The sequence below is a fragment of the Anoxybacteroides voinovskiense genome (assembly GCF_014196205.1).
GTDB lineage: Bacteria > Bacillota > Bacilli > Bacillales > Anoxybacillaceae > Anoxybacteroides > Anoxybacteroides voinovskiense.
In genome coordinates this window covers 1-15,224 of the sequence record NZ_JACIDE010000038.1, presented here as the reverse complement: position 1 = coordinate 15,224, position 15,224 = coordinate 1, and the positions used below count along the sequence as shown (strand labels likewise).

Sequence of the window (15,224 nt, the reverse complement as noted above, 5' to 3'; positions counted from 1 at the left end):
CCCATCCCGAACACGGAAGTTAAGCTCTCCAGCGCCGATGGTAGTTGGGGCTAGCGCCCCTGCAAGAGTAGGACGTTGCTAGGCAGAAAAGACTGGCTAAACAAATGTTTAGCCAGTCTTTTTTTTGGAAAGATAAGAGAGCTACCACGGTAGAGAGATGTCTAGCTCCAAGCGCCATCGGTGTGATGCGCTCCGCCCCACACTGCGGCGGCGAAAGCCCCCTCGGTGGTGCTTGTGCGATTTTCGCTGATAGGCGATCGTTTTGCATTTCTTATGCTTAATCATTGAGTGTCTTTCTCAGCGAATGTAAATATTCATATAGCAACCGTGGTCCTTTTTCTGCTGTGACCGCTAAAAATTTATGAATGAACGGATAAGCTTCACTCGAATAGGAATGCAGTAGCTCCCCCCACCATTCCGTTTCATACCGAGAAATCATGCTTAAGTTGTATAATAATAAATAATGAACCATTACTTCCGGCCACTGAAACAGTTTTTCTCGGACGGTTGGGATACGGTATACCCTATCATTTATATCTAACATAAGCGGTTCGCATAAAATACTGAGTTCCTGACGACACGTTGCTTTTATATAATTTTCTTCTAGATGCACATCCCTTATTTGAACTCCTCTCCATTCTTTAGTGATATAGCTGCTAAAACGGTCAAACGTCATATGGTAATCGTCTAAAATGACGTTAGGAATGAAAAGTGATCGACGAAAAGGATCGTAAATAATTTTCCTTGATAATGGTTGGCCGTAATATGTTTCAAATAGTTCATGTAGCTCGCCTATTCGTTGCAATAATACCTTCATATGAATTTTTTCCCCGCTTAGTTGTTCCACATGAAACATTTTTTCAGAAAAATGAGTAAATAATCCGTGTTTTTGAATTTTCACTTCGTCAGTAAAAAAATCATATTGTTGCTTCTTTCGTTTTCTAACAGAAACTCCATGCGCTAAAACGGATGATGAATCGGGATAATCTGCATCAACAGTAAGAATACATGCTTTTAAAAGCTGAGCCATCCCATAGAACAAAAGCACTGGTTGAATGGAAATCGGGGAATTACGAGCGATTAAATAAAAGTTTTTTCCGTGCTCTAAATAATAAAGAAACGTATCACAATTTGTGTAGCTTTTTTGCTTTGCGTCTGCTCTCCCTATTTTTGTATAACAACGATATAAAAACGGTTGGACGATACTAGTGGAATGAAAAGAAGTAAACGATTCCCAAATATCTTGATAGCGCAACATCTTTTTTCCTCCTTTATCATGAAGTAAAATAAAATTGATTGAAAAGTCGAACATTTTCGCGATTTCTTGACAGTATTTTCGTCAGTTGTTAAGCTACTAATAATATTTCCGGATAAGGGGGAGAAAACATGTGGGAATCTAAATTTTTAAAAGAAGGGTTAACGTTTGATGACGTTTTGCTTATTCCTGCTAAATCAGAAGTACTACCTCGCGATGTGGACGTTACAACACAACTAAGCCCAACGTTACAACTAAATATTCCAATCATTAGTGCAGGAATGGATACGGTCACAGAAGCAGAGATGGCAATTGCGATGGCTCGCCAAGGCGGATTAGGAATTATTCATAAAAATATGTCGATTGAACAACAAGCAGAGCAAGTAGACAAAGTAAAGCGTTCTGAACGGGGCGTCATTACCGATCCATTTTTCTTAACTCCGGAGCACCAAGTGTATGATGCGGAACATTTAATGGGGAAATACCGGATTTCTGGTGTTCCAATCGTTAACAATGAAATCGAACAAAAGCTTGTCGGCATTATTACAAACCGAGACTTACGCTTTATTCAAGATTACTCCATTAAAATTTCTGACGTGATGACGAAAGAAAATTTAATCACTGCTCCTGTCGGAACGACATTAGAAGAGGCAGAGAAAATTTTACAAAAATATAAAGTCGAGAAATTACCGCTTGTTGATGAAAATGGTGTTCTTAAAGGGTTAATAACAATTAAAGATATTGAAAAAGTGATCGAATTCCCGAATTCAGCGAAGGACAAGCAAGGGCGTTTGTTAGTTGGTGCGGCTGTTGGGGTTACGGCAGACACAATGATGCGCGTGAAAAAGCTTGTTGAGGCAAATGTTGACGTGATCGTTGTTGACACAGCGCACGGCCATTCCAAGGGAGTAATTGATACGGTTCGAAAAATTCGCGAGCAATACCCAACGTTAAATATTATTGCGGGGAATGTCGCGACAGCAGAGGCGACACGCGACTTAATTGAAGCAGGTGCAACTATTATTAAAGTTGGAATCGGGCCGGGATCTATTTGTACGACGCGCGTTGTCGCAGGGGTCGGTGTTCCACAAATTACGGCTATTTATGATTGTGCGACAGAGGCACGGAAGTACGGGGTGCCGATTATTGCGGACGGAGGAATTAAATATTCAGGCGACATTGTGAAGGCGTTAGCGGCTGGAGCACATGCGGTCATGCTTGGAAGCTTGTTGGCGGGCGTAACCGAAAGCCCTGGCGAAACAGAAATTTATCAAGGACGCCGATTTAAAGTATACCGTGGCATGGGCTCGGTAGCAGCGATGGAAAAGGGAAGCAAAGACCGATACTTCCAAGAAGACAATAAAAAATTTGTCCCAGAAGGCATCGAAGGCCGTGTTCCATATAAAGGTCCGCTTGCCGATACGATTTACCAATTGGTAGGTGGGTTGAGATCGGGAATGGGGTATTGTGGAACGAGAAATTTAGAAGAATTGCGAGAAAAGACGCAGTTTATCCGCATGACAGGCGCCGGATTAAGAGAAAGCCATCCACATGACGTACAAGTTACAAAAGAAGCACCAAACTACTCTCTCTCTTAACATCATTTTTGTTTTGAAATTGAAACGGAGGAATGTTCCTCCGTCTATTTTTTTACCGATAGATATGTTACAATATCGGTTGTGTGAGGAGGGACAAACGTGAAACGGAAGAAGCAGATCATTATGGGGTTCATTGTTGCCCTATTATTGTCGGTTGTATTTCCATTTGGTAATGCTAAAGCAGCGCAAGATCCATTAAATATTGAAGCAGATGCAGCAATTCTCGTTGACGCGAAAACAGGTCGGATTTTGTACGAGAAAAATATTGATACCGTACTTGGAATTGCTAGTATGACGAAAATGATGACGGAGTATTTGTTGCTTGAAGCAATTAAAGAGAAGCGTGTGAAGTGGGATCAGCAGTATACGCCAAGCGACTACGTCTATCGACTTTCGCAAGATCGCGATTTGTCTAACGTTCCGCTTCGTAAGGACGGAAAATATACGGTTCGTGAGCTTTATGAAGCAATGGCGATTTATTCTGCTAATGCTGCGACAGTGGCGATTGCTGAAATTGTCGGTGGTTCAGAAGAAAATTTTGTTAAAATGATGAATGACAAAGCAAAACAACTTGGTCTTCCAGGCTATAAATTTGTAAATGCGACAGGGCTAAGCAACCAAGACTTAAAAGGGCTGCATCCACAAGGGACGAACGAAAACGAGGAAAACGTTATGTCCGCTCGATCGGTTGCGATGTTAGCGTATCATTTGTTGAAAGAATATCCGGAAGTATTGCAAACAGCGAGCATCCCGAAAAAAATCTTTCGCGAAGGTACCGATGACCAAATTAAAATGGATAACTGGAACTGGATGCTGCCAGGTCTTATTTACTCGTATGAAGGGGTAGACGGTCTGAAAACAGGCTACACTGAATTTGCTGGATACTGTTTTACAGGGACAGCAGAACGAAATGGTATGCGTTTTATTACTGTTGTGATGAATGCGAAAACGAACGGAAAATCAAGCATTAATGCGCGATTTGAACAGACGAGAAAATTGTTTGACTACGCGTTCAGTAATTATTCGTTGAAAAAACTTTATCCGGCTGGATATGCACAAAAAGGAAATAGTACGTTGCCGGTAGAGAAAGGAAAAGAGAAAGCTGTCGCGATCGCGACAAAACAACCGCTTACGCTTGTCGTGAAAAACGGCGAAGAAAAAAAATACAAGCCAGTATATGTATTGAAGAAAAAAGAACTTACGGCGCCTGTGAAAAAAGGAACAACCGTAGGGTATATGACGGTAAAATATACGGGGACAGACTTGAACGATTATTTAGCGCCAAGCTTTAAAAATGAAGTGAAAGTAGACGTAGTGACGAAGAAAGGCGTAGAAAAAGCGAATTGGTTTGTATTAATGATGAGAGGAATTGGCGGCTTATTTAGCGATGTATGGACAAGCGTTGCAAAAATGGTTAAAGGTTGGTTTTAAACAAAAGCTCCCAGAAAAAATGGGGGCTTTCTACTTTTTTATTGTGATTTTTGAAAAAATTGAGGTAAAATAAAGAAATGTAATCAAGGTTATTGGTTGTAGATTTTGCTATTTTCCCGTAAAATGAAGCAAAATACGACTACATAATAGAATTAGGAGGAATTACAAGTGGCGATTACAGGTACTGAACGTGTCAAACGTGGGATGGCAGAAATGCAAAAAGGCGGCGTTATTATGGACGTTGTCAATGCAGAACAAGCAAAAATTGCAGAAGCAGCAGGAGCAGTAGCAGTTATGGCGCTTGAGCGCGTTCCAGCAGATATTCGTGCAGCTGGAGGCGTCGCACGCATGGCGGATCCGACTGTGATTGAAGAAGTCATGAAAGCTGTTTCGATTCCGGTGATGGCAAAAGCGCGCATTGGTCATTACGTAGAAGCGCGTGTGTTAGAAGCGCTAGGTGTAGACTACATTGATGAGAGTGAAGTGTTAACTCCAGCAGATGAGGAATTCCACATTGACAAACGTCAATTTACCGTTCCGTTTGTTTGCGGTTGCCGTGATTTAGGAGAAGCTGCTCGCCGAATCGCGGAAGGTGCTTCGATGTTGCGGACGAAAGGGGAACCAGGAACAGGAAATATTGTCGAAGCGGTTCGCCATATGCGCAAAGTAAACGCGCAAGTACGTAAAGTAGTCAGCATGAGCGAAGACGAGTTAATGACAGAAGCAAAAAATTTAGGGGCGCCATTTGAAGTGTTATTAGAAATTAAACGTCTTGGCCGTCTTCCAGTCGTTAACTTCGCAGCAGGTGGTGTAGCGACCCCGGCAGACGCTGCGTTAATGATGTATTTAGGCGCAGACGGTGTATTTGTAGGTTCAGGTATTTTTAAATCCGAAAATCCTGAGAAATATGCGCGTGCAATTGTTGAGGCGACTACTCACTACGAAGATTATGAGTTAATTGCTCACCTATCGAAAGGACTAGGAGGGGCAATGAAAGGAATTGACATTTCCTCTTTATTACCAGAACAACGCATGCAAGAACGTGGTTGGTAATGAAGGAGAAGAGTGATGATGAAAATTGGTGTGTTAGGATTACAAGGGGCAGTGCGGGAACATGCCCGCTCTATTGAAGCGTGTGGCGCAGAAGCGATTGTTGTAAAAAAACCGGAGCAATTGCAAGAAATTGATGGATTAATTATCCCTGGCGGCGAAAGCACGACGATGCGCCGTCTTATGGACAAATATGGATTTATGGAACCATTGAAACAATTTGCAGCACAAGGGAAGCCGATGTTTGGAACGTGTGCGGGCTTAATTATTTTAGCAAAGCGCATTGTAGGCTATGAAGAGCCTCACCTTGGGGTAATGGATGTAACGGTCGAGCGCAATTCATTCGGAAGACAACGTGAAAGCTTTGAAGCAGAGTTATCAATTGCTGGAATTGCGGATGATTTTGTTGGAGTGTTTATTCGTGCCCCGCACATTGTAGAAGTTGGCGAAGATGTTGAGATTTTGGCTAAGCACGAAGGGCGGATTGTAGCAGCAAGACAAGGACAGTTTTTAGGCTGTTCGTTCCATCCAGAATTGACGGATGACCATCGGATGACGCAATATTTCATCCAGATGGTGAAAGAGTCGAAAGCATAAAACAGTTGCATCTTGTTAATCCTTGTAGTACATTATTATCAAAAATGAAGTAAAGCGATGAGAGGAACTAGTAGCAAGAATGTTCTTCGACAGAGAGTCGGTGGGTGGTGCAAACCGATGAAGGACGCTTGTGAATCCATCCTCGAGCGAAATGCCGAACGTTTAACGACTAGTAAGCATTTCCGGTAAACGCCGTTATCGATGAGAGCGGAAGATGATTTGTCTTCAAGTAGGGTGGCAACGCGGGTTACTCCCGTCCCTTAATATAGGGACGGGAGTTTTTATTTATTCACGTTTGAAGGAGGAGAAGGATATGTTAGATTTAAAATTTTTACGGGCGAATTTTGCCGAAGTAAAAGAAAAGCTGAAACATCGTGGAGAAGATTTAACCGATTTTGCGCGTTTTGAGGAACTCGATACAAAACGTCGGGAGCTAATCGCTAAGGCAGAAGAATTAAAAAATAAGCGCAATGAAGTGTCGCAACAAATCGCCGTGTTAAAGCGGGAAAAGAAAGACGCGGATCATTTAATTGCGGAAATGCGTGAGGTTGGCGATCGGATTAAAGCGTTAGATGACGAATTGCGAGAAGTGGAAGAAGCGTTAGAAATGCTGCTGTTATCGATTCCGAACATTCCGCATGAATCCGTACCAATCGGGGAGTCAGAAAATGATAACGTGGAAATTCGCAAATGGGGGGAACCGCGGACGTTTTCCTTTGAACCGAAGCCGCATTGGGACATTGCCGATCAGCTCGGTATTCTCGATTTTGAACGTGCCGCTAAAGTGACAGGAAGCCGATTCGTTTTTTACAAAGGGCTTGGGGCGCGGTTAGAGCGGGCGCTTATTAATTTTATGCTCGATCTCCACGTAGAAGAGCATGGATATGTGGAAGTGCTCCCTCCTTATCTTGTCAATCGTGCTAGCATGACTGGAACGGGGCAGTTGCCGAAATTTGAAGAAGATGCGTTTCGCGTAGAAAGCGAAGACTATTTCTTAATTCCAACAGCGGAAGTGCCAGTTACTAATTTACATCGCGATGAAATTTTATCAGCGGAACAATTGCCGTTAAATTATGTCGCCTATAGCGCATGTTTTCGTTCGGAAGCAGGATCTGCTGGTCGAGATACACGTGGATTAATTCGGCAACATCAATTTAATAAAGTAGAGCTTGTGAAGTTTGTAAAACCGGAGGATTCATACGAAGAGCTAGAAAAATTGACAAGTCATGCGGAAAAAGTATTGCAGCTATTAGAACTTCCGTATCGTGTGATGAGCATGTGCACAGGCGACTTAGGATTTACAGCGGCGAAAAAGTACGATATTGAAGTATGGCTCCCAAGCTATGGAACGTATCGCGAAATTTCGTCTTGCAGCAATTTTGAAGCGTTTCAAGCACGGCGGGCAAATATTCGTTTCCGCCGCGACCCGAAAGCAAAACCGGAGCATGTCCATACGCTTAACGGGTCTGGATTAGCGATTGGCCGGACGGTTGCCGCTATTTTAGAAAATTACCAGCAAGAAGATGGCACAGTCGTCATTCCGAAAGTGTTACGTCCTTATATGGGAAATAAAGAAGTGATTGGCTAAACGAAACGAGCAGGCAACGCCATGCCTGCTCATTTTTTTCAGTAAGAAATCCAATCATAACATATTGACTTACCTATTCGGAAATGCTATATTAAATGTTGTCGATACGGAGGAGTACCCAAGTCTGGCTGAAGGGGTCGGTCTTGAAAACCGAGAGGCGTCGAGAGGCGCGCGGGGGTTCGAATCCCTCCTCCTCCGCCATCTAGTTAGTTGGAAACACCACTGCGCATAAATGGAGATTGTTACTCGAAACGATTCGTTACGGCTTGTAACGAATTTTTTATTGAAAAAACCGCCTAAATATAGGCGGCTATTTTTTTAAATAACGATATTGGTCGAGCATATAAGCGATTTTTTCAACAATTGGCTCAATGGACTGTTCATTTTCTAAAATATCGTAATCGCTAATGTTAATCCTTAACACCGGGCAGGCGTTAAAACTATTGATCCAGCGCTCATATCTTTCATACATTTCCTTCCAATACTCTATCGGTGTTTGTTGCTCCATTGGTCGTCCGCGCTCACGAATACGTTTTAAAATCTCTTCAAAGCTCCCTTCTAAATAAATGAGCAAATCAGGGTGTGGAAAATAAGGGGACATGACCATCGCTTCGAATAAGCTTGTATACGTTTCATAATCGACTTTTGTCATCGTCCCTTTTTCAAAATGCATTTTAGCAAAAATCCCTGTATCTTCGTAAATAGAGCGGTCTTGCACAAATCCTCCACCATATTCGAAAATTCGTTTCTGCTCTTTAAAGCGTTCGGCAAGAAAATAAATTTGCAAATGGAAACTCCATCTTTCAAAGTCAGCATAAAACTTATCTAAATATGGATTTGTGTCGACTTTCTCAAAAGATGTGCGAAATTGTAACGCGTTAGCAAGTGCTTTTGTCATTGTGGATTTTCCGACACCGACGGTTCCGGCAATGGTAATGACAGCGTCATGCGGAATCCCGTATTTCTCACGTAAGTTCATGGTAGTTAACTCCTTTTAATCGATTTTCTATTTGTTCCAATATATAAAGCAAGTCGGATGGGCGGTGTACAAAATCAAGCTTGTCTCCATTGAAACGAAGCACTGGAACGTGAGGGTTTGCTTTTTCAAACGATTCCATCGTTTGTTCATACGCTACGGATAACTCATGTAAGTAAAATGGGTCAATATTTTTTTCGATTTCCCGTCCCCTCATTTCAATACGTTGCAATAGCGTATCAAGACTTGCGTTTAAATAAATAATCATATTCGGCTGCGGCATATCCGCTGTAAGAATATCATAAATTTTTAAATATTTTTTATATTGCTCTTGCTTTAACGTTCTTTCGGCAAAAATTAAATTTTTAAGAATATGGTAGTCGGCGACGACAGGCTGTTGTTTTTGAATGAAATCGCGATTAATATCTTCTAGCTGTTTATACCGATTGCAAAGAAAAAACATCTCGGTTTGAAAACTCCATTCATCGATATTTTCATAAAATTTCCCGAGAAATGGATTTTCATCGACAATTTCTTTTAGTAAATGATAACGAAACCGTTCTGCAATTGCTTTCGACAGCGACGTTTTCCCGACGCCAATCGGTCCCTCTACCGCAATAAACGGTACAATCCCCATGTCATGCTCCTCCCTTTTTCCACTAACAAATCACTGTCTAGCTTTGAATCATTTCCGTTTCCATTTAGACAGACAAAATTTATTTTAACATACATTTTGAATGGATAGGGAGAGTTGACAAAAGAAAAAAACACTTGGATGAAATATCCAAGTGTTACTTATCTTTTTGTGATGTGAAAGTTATCTGTAATTAGCAACCAGTTTTGTGGGAAGTCTAATCCTAATTTCCAATAGCTTACCCCTCTTAACCCAAGTTCTTTGACTAAATCAAATTTTGCTTGAATGGATCGAGCATCCTCAAACCATACTTCATGCTCGTTGCCATTTTCGTCACGATAACGGAAATGAGGCGCTTGGGCGTTTCGATCGTATTCGATGGAAACGTTGTAGCGGGAGGCAAGTTGGATTGCTTGTTGCGGGCTAATTGCTTGTGCATATTTCCCCCCTGGGACGTATGGCAACGTCCAATCATAGCCATATAAATTTTGCCCCATCATAATTTTCGAAGCGGGCATTTCTGTAATTGCATATTCTAACACTTTGCGCACCGGTCCAATAGGAGAAACGGGGAGCGGAGGACCGCCGCTATATCCCCATTCGTATGTCATAATGACAACAAAATCAACAATTTGCCCGTGTGCACGATAATCGTGTGCCTCATACCATCGTCCTTTTTGAGTAGCACTCGTTTTTGGCGCCAGTGCGGTCGACATTAACCATCCTTCTTGTTGGAACCGTTGTTTTGCTTTTCGTAAAAAAGCGTTATATGCTTCGCGATCAGCTGGACGTAAATATTCCATATCGAAATGAATGTCGCGGAATCCGTATTTTTTAGCGGTTGTGACAATGTTTTGGAGAAAGCGGTTTTGAATGTCCTCGTTATTTAAAATGATGGTTCCAAGTTCATCGCTAAATTGGTCATTTTCAATGTTTGTGATCACCATCATTAATGTGACATTATTGGCGCGGGCGATAGAAGGAAAATTGTTCAGAGGAGGTTCTTTCAATGCCCCGTTCCGTTGGATCCGAAAACTGAACGGCGCTAAATACGTTAAATACGGAGCAGCATCCCGAGCGCTTGCTTCTAGTGAGGGGCTGACAACCGAATTGCGCGGCTCTACGTATCCGTTGAACTCAGCGTTTCTTTTTCTTCGTGGCGGAATATATAAACGTTGTCCGACAGAAAGTGGTGTTTGGAGAGAAATGTGATTGATTTGCGCAAGTTGTTGAGCAGTTATTTGAAATTTTCGGGCAATCGTCCAAAGGCTATCTCCCGGCTGTACCCAATAAAACCGACCAGTAATCGGAATAATAAGTGCTTGACCAACGACAAGTGCATTTGGATTGGGGATATTATTGGCGGTAACGATTGCTTGAGGGGTTGTGTTATACGCTTGAGCGATGCCAAATACCGTTTGTCCACGCTGTACGACATGAATTTGCATGCCTCTTCCTCCCTAGTTGCTTCTTTTTTGCTTTTTATTTTATGATGAAGGAAAAAGCGGCATGACTGTTATTTAGTGAGGGTTTGCAAATGAACGACGAATATTATATGCGTTTAGCGATTGAAGAGGCGAAAAAAGCAGAAAAAATAGGAGAAGTCCCGATTGGCGCTGTCATTGTCAAAGATGGCGAAGTGGTTGCTCGCGCCCATAATTTACGGGAAACGATGCAGCGGGCGGTTGCGCATGCCGAAGTGCTTGCTATTGATCAAGCGTGCCAACGAATCGGCTCGTGGCGGTTAGAGGATACGACGTTATATGTGACGCTAGAACCTTGCCCGATGTGCGCTGGAGCAATTGTTTTGTCACGAGTGAAACGTGTCGTATTTGGAGCAAGCGACCCAAAAGGAGGATGTGCCGGTACGTTGATGAACTTATTGCAGGAAAAGCGGTTTAATCATCAAGTAGAAGTAGTTAGCGGTGTGTTGCAAGAAGAGTGCGGTCACATGTTAAGCGAGTTTTTCCGACAGTTGCGCTTGAAGAAAAAACAGTGCAATGAAAAGGTTGGCGAAGATACCAAATAAATTACAAGCGATGTTCATTGCTTTTTTTGCAAAAAAAAGCTATACTATATTTGCCGTGCTAAGTGGGGAGGTAGCGGTGCCCTGTACTCGCAATCCGCTCTAGCGAGACTGAATCCCTTCCCGAGGTTAGTCTGTTGTGAGGTCTGTCTCAAGTAAGTGGTGTTGACGTCTGGGTCCCACGCAATGGGATTCCGTGAACCCTGTCAGGTCCGGAAGGAAGCAGCAGTAAGCGGATACTCCCATGTGCCGTGGGGGAGCCTGGGCCGAGCTAACTGCTTGAGCAACGCTTGGGGCAGCTAATCGACGGAAGGTGCACGGTATGAATACATACGAAAACTCACTCGTATCGAGTGGGTTTTTTTCTATTTTGAAAAACGCTCAAGACATTATATAATGAATAAGATGAGAGAAAAGAGGGGGCAATTTTTGTGACGTACCAAGCGCTATATCGTGTGTTTCGGCCACAGCGATTTGTCGATGTCGTCGGTCAAGAACACGTAACGAAAACATTGCAAAGTGCCCTGCTTCAAAATAAAATATCTCACGCGTATCTTTTTTCTGGACCGCGTGGAACAGGCAAAACGAGCGCTGCGAAAATCTTAGCAAAAGCGGTTAATTGCGAACATGCGCCAACATCCGAGCCGTGCAATACATGTTCGGCATGTATCGGGATTACAAACGGATCGATTCCCGATGTATTGGAAATTGATGCGGCTTCGAACAATGGGGTCGACGAAATACGAGATATTCGGGAAAAGGTGAAATTTGCTCCTACTTCGGTACGGTATAAAGTATACATCGTGGATGAAGTGCATATGCTTTCCATCGGTGCTTTTAACGCTTTGTTAAAAACGTTAGAAGAACCCCCGAAACATGTGATTTTTATTTTAGCAACAACCGAACCGCATAAAATCCCGCCTACGATTATTTCTCGTTGCCAACGCTTTGATTTTCGCAGAATCCAGCTTCCTGCGATTGTTTCAAGGTTAAGGCAGGTGCTAAATGCCCAGCAAGTAAAGGCCTCTGACGAAGCGTTGCTTGCAATTGCCCGAGCAGCAGATGGAGGGATGCGTGATGCATTAAGCTTGTTGGATCAAGCGATTTCGTTTAGCAATGAGGAAGTAATGCTTGAAGATGTATTGGCGATGACAGGTGCCGTCTCTTTCTCTATGTTAGCAACGGTTGTTCAAGCCATTCACGAAAAAGATGTGGCAAAGGCGTTGCAGCTAGTAGAACAGTTTATGAACCAAGGGAAGGATCCGAATCGTTTACTTGAAGATTTGATTTTTTATTATCGGGATCTTCTCATCTATAAGACCGCTCCTCATTTACAAAAAGGAGAAATTGCTATTGATCCAGCGGTTCAACAGTTGGCACAATCCGTTTCCGTTCCAGCCATTTATGAAACGATTGAAACATTAAACAAAAGCCAACAAGAGATGAAATGGACGAATCACCCCCGTATTTTTTTAGAGGTAGCGCTAGTTAAACTTTGCCAACAAGAACACGCATCTTCTAACTCGGAATTGCTTGTGAAAAAAATAGAGCAGCTAGAAGCAGAAGTGCAACGTTTGAAAGAACAAGGGATTTCTGTAGCAGAAAAAGAGCAGGCATCTGTACCAGCAAAAAAAGCGGGAAAACCGTCCCGAACAAACGCCTATAAAACACCAGTCGGTCGCATTTATGAAATATTAAAACAAGCTACTCACCAAGACTTGGCGCTAATTAAAAGTCATTGGGGGGAAATGCTTGATACGCTAAAGAAACAAAATAAAGTATCTCATGCAGCGTTATTGCAAGAAACAGAGCCAGTCGCAGCAAGTCCGCAAGCGTTTGTTTTAAAATTCAAATATGAAATTCATTGCAAAATGGCTGCCGATAACACGAATGGCGTGAAAGAAAACTTAGAATCCATTTTATTCGATTTAACACATCGTCGTTTCGAAATGGTTGCTGTCCCTGATGAAGAATGGGGAAAAATAAGAGAAGAATTTATTCGCGAAAAAGGGGTGCATCGCGAAAAAGAACAAGAGGAAGAGGACGCGCTTATTGCAGAGGCAAAGCGATTATTTGGCGAACAATTACTTGAAATTAAAGAATAACTAGGAGGAATGAAAAATGATGCGCGGAATGGGCGGAATGGGAAATATGCAAAAAATGATGAAACAAATGCAAAAAATGCAAAAAGAAATGCAAAAAGCTCAAGAAGAATTAGCAGAAAAAACAGTCGAAGGAACAGCTGGCGGTGGAATGGTGACGGTCATTGCCAACGGGCATAAACAAATTTTAGAAGTGAAAATAAAAGAAGAAGTAGTCGATCCGGAAGATATCGAAATGCTGCAAGATTTAATTTTAGCTGCTACAAATGATGCGCTTAAAAAGGCGGAAGAATTAACAGCAGACACAATGGGGCAGTTCACTAAAGGATTGAACATCCCTGGCTTATTCTAGGAGGATTTTTTCATGCATTATCCGGAGCCGATATCGAAACTGATTGACAGCTTTATGAAATTGCCGGGAATCGGTCCAAAAACAGCAGTGCGGCTGGCGTTTTTTGTTTTAACGATGAAAGAAGATACGGTATTGGATTTTGCGAAGGCATTAGTCAATGCGAAACGGAATTTGTCGTATTGTACGGTATGCGGACATATTACGGATAAAGATCCATGCTACATTTGTGACGATGAAAGACGAGACAAAACAACGATTTGTGTTGTTCAAGACCCGAAAGATGTTATCGCGATGGAAAAAATGAAAGAATATAACGGATTATACCACGTATTGCACGGAGCTATTTCCCCGATGGACGGCATTGGTCCAGAGGATATTAAAATTACAGAGTTATTAAAAAGGCTGCAAGACGAAACGGTACAAGAGGTTATTTTAGCTACCAACCCAAATATTGAAGGGGAAGCAACCGCGATGTATATATCGCGGTTATTGAAACCAACGGGAATAAAAATTACAAGAATCGCTCACGGCTTGCCAGTCGGAGGCGATTTAGAGTATGCTGACGAAGTAACATTATCAAAAGCATTAGAAGGTCGGCGTGAGCTATAGAAATTAATTGGGGTGAGTCCGCATGTTTTGGCGGCGAAAAGGACGGTTAAAAAAACAATTTGATGAACGATTAGTGGAACAATTGGAAGCAATGAGAAACGAATGGATAAAACAAAAAGAGTTAATTGAGAAAAGTATCGAGCCTTCCGAAGATGTGCTAATGGATGCAAAAATTACAGAAGCGAAATACTTTTTTCTTATTCGAGAGGCAAAACGCCGTCGAGTTACGTTAAAGAGAGCGAAATAAGCTCTCTTTTTTGTTCTTTATTTTTCGTTGCATGCATAATGTGAGAGTAGTACAAGCAATAAAGAAAGGACGGATTGTATGGATCCAAAAGTAGTCATCCTACTCTTTTTAGGGGCAATTGTGATTTTGCTATTGGTTGGAACCCCTTTAAAACCTGTTCGTTTTATCGGATATGGAGCGGTTAAATTAATCATTGGAGCGTTGTTATTATTTGCTTTAAATGCCATCGGTAGTTCTTTCATTCACATCCCAATTAATTTATTTACATCATCGGTATCCGGTTTTTTAGGCGTCCCTGGTGTGCTCGCTTTAGTTATTATTCAAAAATACATTCTATAATCTGGCGTGTTGATTAACCATTAAAAACCAGTTGAAATCGCTCTATTCCTAGCTTTTCAGTCGTTCCTAATTGAAGGAACGTTATTTTTTTAGAGCCATTTTCGATGACGTGAAATCATTGATATACTAAGGATTACATGGGGAAAGATACTTTTTGACGAGCGAAGAAGCCTCGTAAAATCAATAACACAAAAAGTTTTAAAAAACAGTTGACCAATAACTTATGATTATGATATATTTAAAAACGTCGCTGATGATAAATTAATATTTTAAAAAAGACAGTTGACACGAAGTCAATATGTATGTATAATACCAAAAGTGTGACATGTTCTTTGAAAACTGAACAAAACGAAGCGTCCTCGTTCAATGAACGAATAAACATGAGTTTGGAAGAAAACTTTCGATGGAGAGTTTGATCCT

At 41.8% G+C, this 15,224-nt stretch carries 15 protein-coding genes, 1 tRNA gene, 1 rRNA gene, 1 other RNA gene and 1 other annotated feature; of the genes, 14 read left to right on the top strand and 4 right to left on the bottom strand.

Translation table 11 applies throughout. From position 1 onward, the window contains the following. Nucleotides 1-84: ribosomal RNA gene (gene rrf / locus GGR02_RS16580) — 5S ribosomal RNA — on the top strand; the annotation flags it as partial. 193 nt (nucleotides 85-277) lie between these two features. On the opposite strand, the gene GGR02_RS16575 is transcribed toward rrf, so the two are convergent. Then, the gene (locus tag GGR02_RS16575) at nucleotides 278-1,258 is read right to left on the bottom strand and encodes a YaaC family protein (RefSeq protein ID WP_183186052.1); all 981 of its coding nucleotides are present in this window, start codon (nucleotides 1,256-1,258) and stop codon (nucleotides 278-280) included. 128 nt (nucleotides 1,259-1,386) lie between these two features. Between GGR02_RS16575 and guaB the strand changes: the two genes are divergently transcribed. The 6 genes from guaB to GGR02_RS16545 all read left to right on the top strand — a co-directional run bounded on the left by guaB (nucleotide 1,387) and on the right by GGR02_RS16545 (nucleotide 7,720). Next, nucleotides 1,387-2,853, top strand: a complete 1,467-nt coding sequence (gene guaB / locus GGR02_RS16570; RefSeq protein ID WP_183186051.1) for an IMP dehydrogenase — start codon at nucleotides 1,387-1,389, stop codon at nucleotides 2,851-2,853. Between the two features lie 99 nt (nucleotides 2,854-2,952). Beyond that, nucleotides 2,953-4,284: a serine hydrolase gene (locus GGR02_RS16565; protein ID WP_183186050.1), complete on the top strand. Its 1,332-nt coding sequence runs from the start codon at nucleotides 2,953-2,955 to the stop codon at nucleotides 4,282-4,284. Nucleotides 4,285-4,452: 168 nt separating this feature from the next. After that, on the top strand, nucleotides 4,453-5,337 hold the full coding sequence (pdxS, locus tag GGR02_RS16560) for a pyridoxal 5'-phosphate synthase lyase subunit PdxS (protein WP_066322275.1): 885 nt from the start codon (nucleotides 4,453-4,455) through the stop codon (nucleotides 5,335-5,337). A gap of 15 nt (nucleotides 5,338-5,352) precedes the next feature. Next, nucleotides 5,353-5,931, top strand: a complete 579-nt coding sequence (gene pdxT, locus GGR02_RS16555; protein WP_183186049.1) for a pyridoxal 5'-phosphate synthase glutaminase subunit PdxT — start codon at nucleotides 5,353-5,355, stop codon at nucleotides 5,929-5,931. Nucleotides 5,932-5,979: 48 nt separating this feature from the next. Next, nucleotides 5,980-6,195: a binding site (T-box leader), on the top strand. Nucleotides 6,196-6,244: 49 nt separating this feature from the next. After that, nucleotides 6,245-7,519 carry a serine--tRNA ligase gene (serS, locus tag GGR02_RS16550; RefSeq protein WP_183186048.1) on the top strand — a complete coding sequence of 425 codons (1,275 nt, stop codon included), beginning with the start codon at nucleotides 6,245-6,247 and terminating at the stop codon, nucleotides 7,517-7,519. A 108-nt stretch (nucleotides 7,520-7,627) separates the two neighbouring features. Next, nucleotides 7,628-7,720, top strand: a tRNA-Ser gene (locus GGR02_RS16545). Between the two features lie 109 nt (nucleotides 7,721-7,829). Here the strand turns inward: GGR02_RS16545 and GGR02_RS16540 are convergent. From GGR02_RS16540 to GGR02_RS16530, 3 genes are all read right to left on the bottom strand, one after another. Then, entirely contained in the window at nucleotides 7,830-8,498 is a 669-nt protein-coding gene (locus tag GGR02_RS16540; RefSeq protein WP_183186047.1) for a deoxynucleoside kinase, read from the bottom strand. Then, the gene (locus GGR02_RS16535; protein ID WP_183186046.1) at nucleotides 8,485-9,132 is read right to left on the bottom strand and encodes a deoxynucleoside kinase; all 648 of its coding nucleotides are present in this window, start codon (nucleotides 9,130-9,132) and stop codon (nucleotides 8,485-8,487) included. The genes GGR02_RS16540 and GGR02_RS16535 overlap by 14 nt, the downstream gene beginning before the upstream one ends. 158 nt (nucleotides 9,133-9,290) lie before the next feature. Continuing rightward, on the bottom strand, nucleotides 9,291-10,577 hold the full coding sequence (locus GGR02_RS16530) for a glycosyl hydrolase family 18 protein (RefSeq protein WP_183186045.1): 1,287 nt from the start codon (nucleotides 10,575-10,577) through the stop codon (nucleotides 9,291-9,293). Nucleotides 10,578-10,666: 89 nt separating this feature from the next. On the opposite strand from GGR02_RS16530, the gene tadA reads away from it, so the two are divergent. From tadA to GGR02_RS16495, 7 genes are all read left to right on the top strand, one after another. Next, on the top strand, nucleotides 10,667-11,158 hold the full coding sequence (gene tadA / locus GGR02_RS16525) for a tRNA adenosine(34) deaminase TadA (RefSeq protein WP_183186044.1): 492 nt from the start codon (nucleotides 10,667-10,669) through the stop codon (nucleotides 11,156-11,158). Between the two features lie 53 nt (nucleotides 11,159-11,211). Beyond that, nucleotides 11,212-11,476, top strand: an RNA gene (ffs, locus tag GGR02_RS16520) — signal recognition particle sRNA large type. Between the two features lie 110 nt (nucleotides 11,477-11,586). Then, nucleotides 11,587-13,260, top strand: a complete 1,674-nt coding sequence (gene dnaX, locus GGR02_RS16515) for a DNA polymerase III subunit gamma/tau (protein WP_183186043.1) — start codon at nucleotides 11,587-11,589, stop codon at nucleotides 13,258-13,260. 16 nt (nucleotides 13,261-13,276) lie between these two features. Beyond that, on the top strand, nucleotides 13,277-13,609 hold the full coding sequence (locus GGR02_RS16510; protein WP_066322255.1) for a YbaB/EbfC family nucleoid-associated protein: 333 nt from the start codon (nucleotides 13,277-13,279) through the stop codon (nucleotides 13,607-13,609). 12 nt (nucleotides 13,610-13,621) lie between these two features. Further along, a complete protein-coding gene (gene recR, locus GGR02_RS16505) occupies nucleotides 13,622-14,218 on the top strand; it encodes a recombination mediator RecR (protein WP_183186042.1) in 597 nt (198 codons plus the stop codon). Nucleotides 14,219-14,240: 22 nt separating this feature from the next. Then, nucleotides 14,241-14,465: a YaaL family protein gene (locus tag GGR02_RS16500; protein WP_183186041.1), complete on the top strand. Its 225-nt coding sequence runs from the start codon at nucleotides 14,241-14,243 to the stop codon at nucleotides 14,463-14,465. Nucleotides 14,466-14,543: 78 nt separating this feature from the next. Beyond that, entirely contained in the window at nucleotides 14,544-14,804 is a 261-nt protein-coding gene (locus tag GGR02_RS16495) for a pro-sigmaK processing inhibitor BofA family protein (protein ID WP_183186040.1), read from the top strand. The last annotated feature ends 420 nt before the right edge of the window (nucleotides 14,805-15,224 follow it).

Coding starts and splice junctions, on each gene's coding strand:
- GGR02_RS16575 (WP_183186052.1), bottom strand. CDS start 1,258: ATGTTGCGCTATCAAGATATTTGGGAATCGTTTACTTCTTTTCATTCC.
- guaB (WP_183186051.1), top strand. CDS start 1,387: ATGTGGGAATCTAAATTTTTAAAAGAAGGGTTAACGTTTGATGACGTT.
- pdxT (WP_183186049.1), top strand. CDS start 5,353: ATGATGAAAATTGGTGTGTTAGGATTACAAGGGGCAGTGCGGGAACAT.
- serS (WP_183186048.1), top strand. CDS start 6,245: ATGTTAGATTTAAAATTTTTACGGGCGAATTTTGCCGAAGTAAAAGAA.
- GGR02_RS16540 (WP_183186047.1), bottom strand. CDS start 8,498: ATGAACTTACGTGAGAAATACGGGATTCCGCATGACGCTGTCATTACC.
- GGR02_RS16535 (WP_183186046.1), bottom strand. CDS start 9,132: ATGGGGATTGTACCGTTTATTGCGGTAGAGGGACCGATTGGCGTCGGG.
- GGR02_RS16530 (WP_183186045.1), bottom strand. CDS start 10,577: ATGCAAATTCATGTCGTACAGCGTGGACAAACGGTATTTGGCATCGCT.
- tadA (WP_183186044.1), top strand. CDS start 10,667: ATGAACGACGAATATTATATGCGTTTAGCGATTGAAGAGGCGAAAAAA.
- GGR02_RS16510 (WP_066322255.1), top strand. CDS start 13,277: ATGATGCGCGGAATGGGCGGAATGGGAAATATGCAAAAAATGATGAAA.
- recR (WP_183186042.1), top strand. CDS start 13,622: ATGCATTATCCGGAGCCGATATCGAAACTGATTGACAGCTTTATGAAA.
- GGR02_RS16500 (WP_183186041.1), top strand. CDS start 14,241: ATGTTTTGGCGGCGAAAAGGACGGTTAAAAAAACAATTTGATGAACGA.
- GGR02_RS16495 (WP_183186040.1), top strand. CDS start 14,544: ATGGATCCAAAAGTAGTCATCCTACTCTTTTTAGGGGCAATTGTGATT.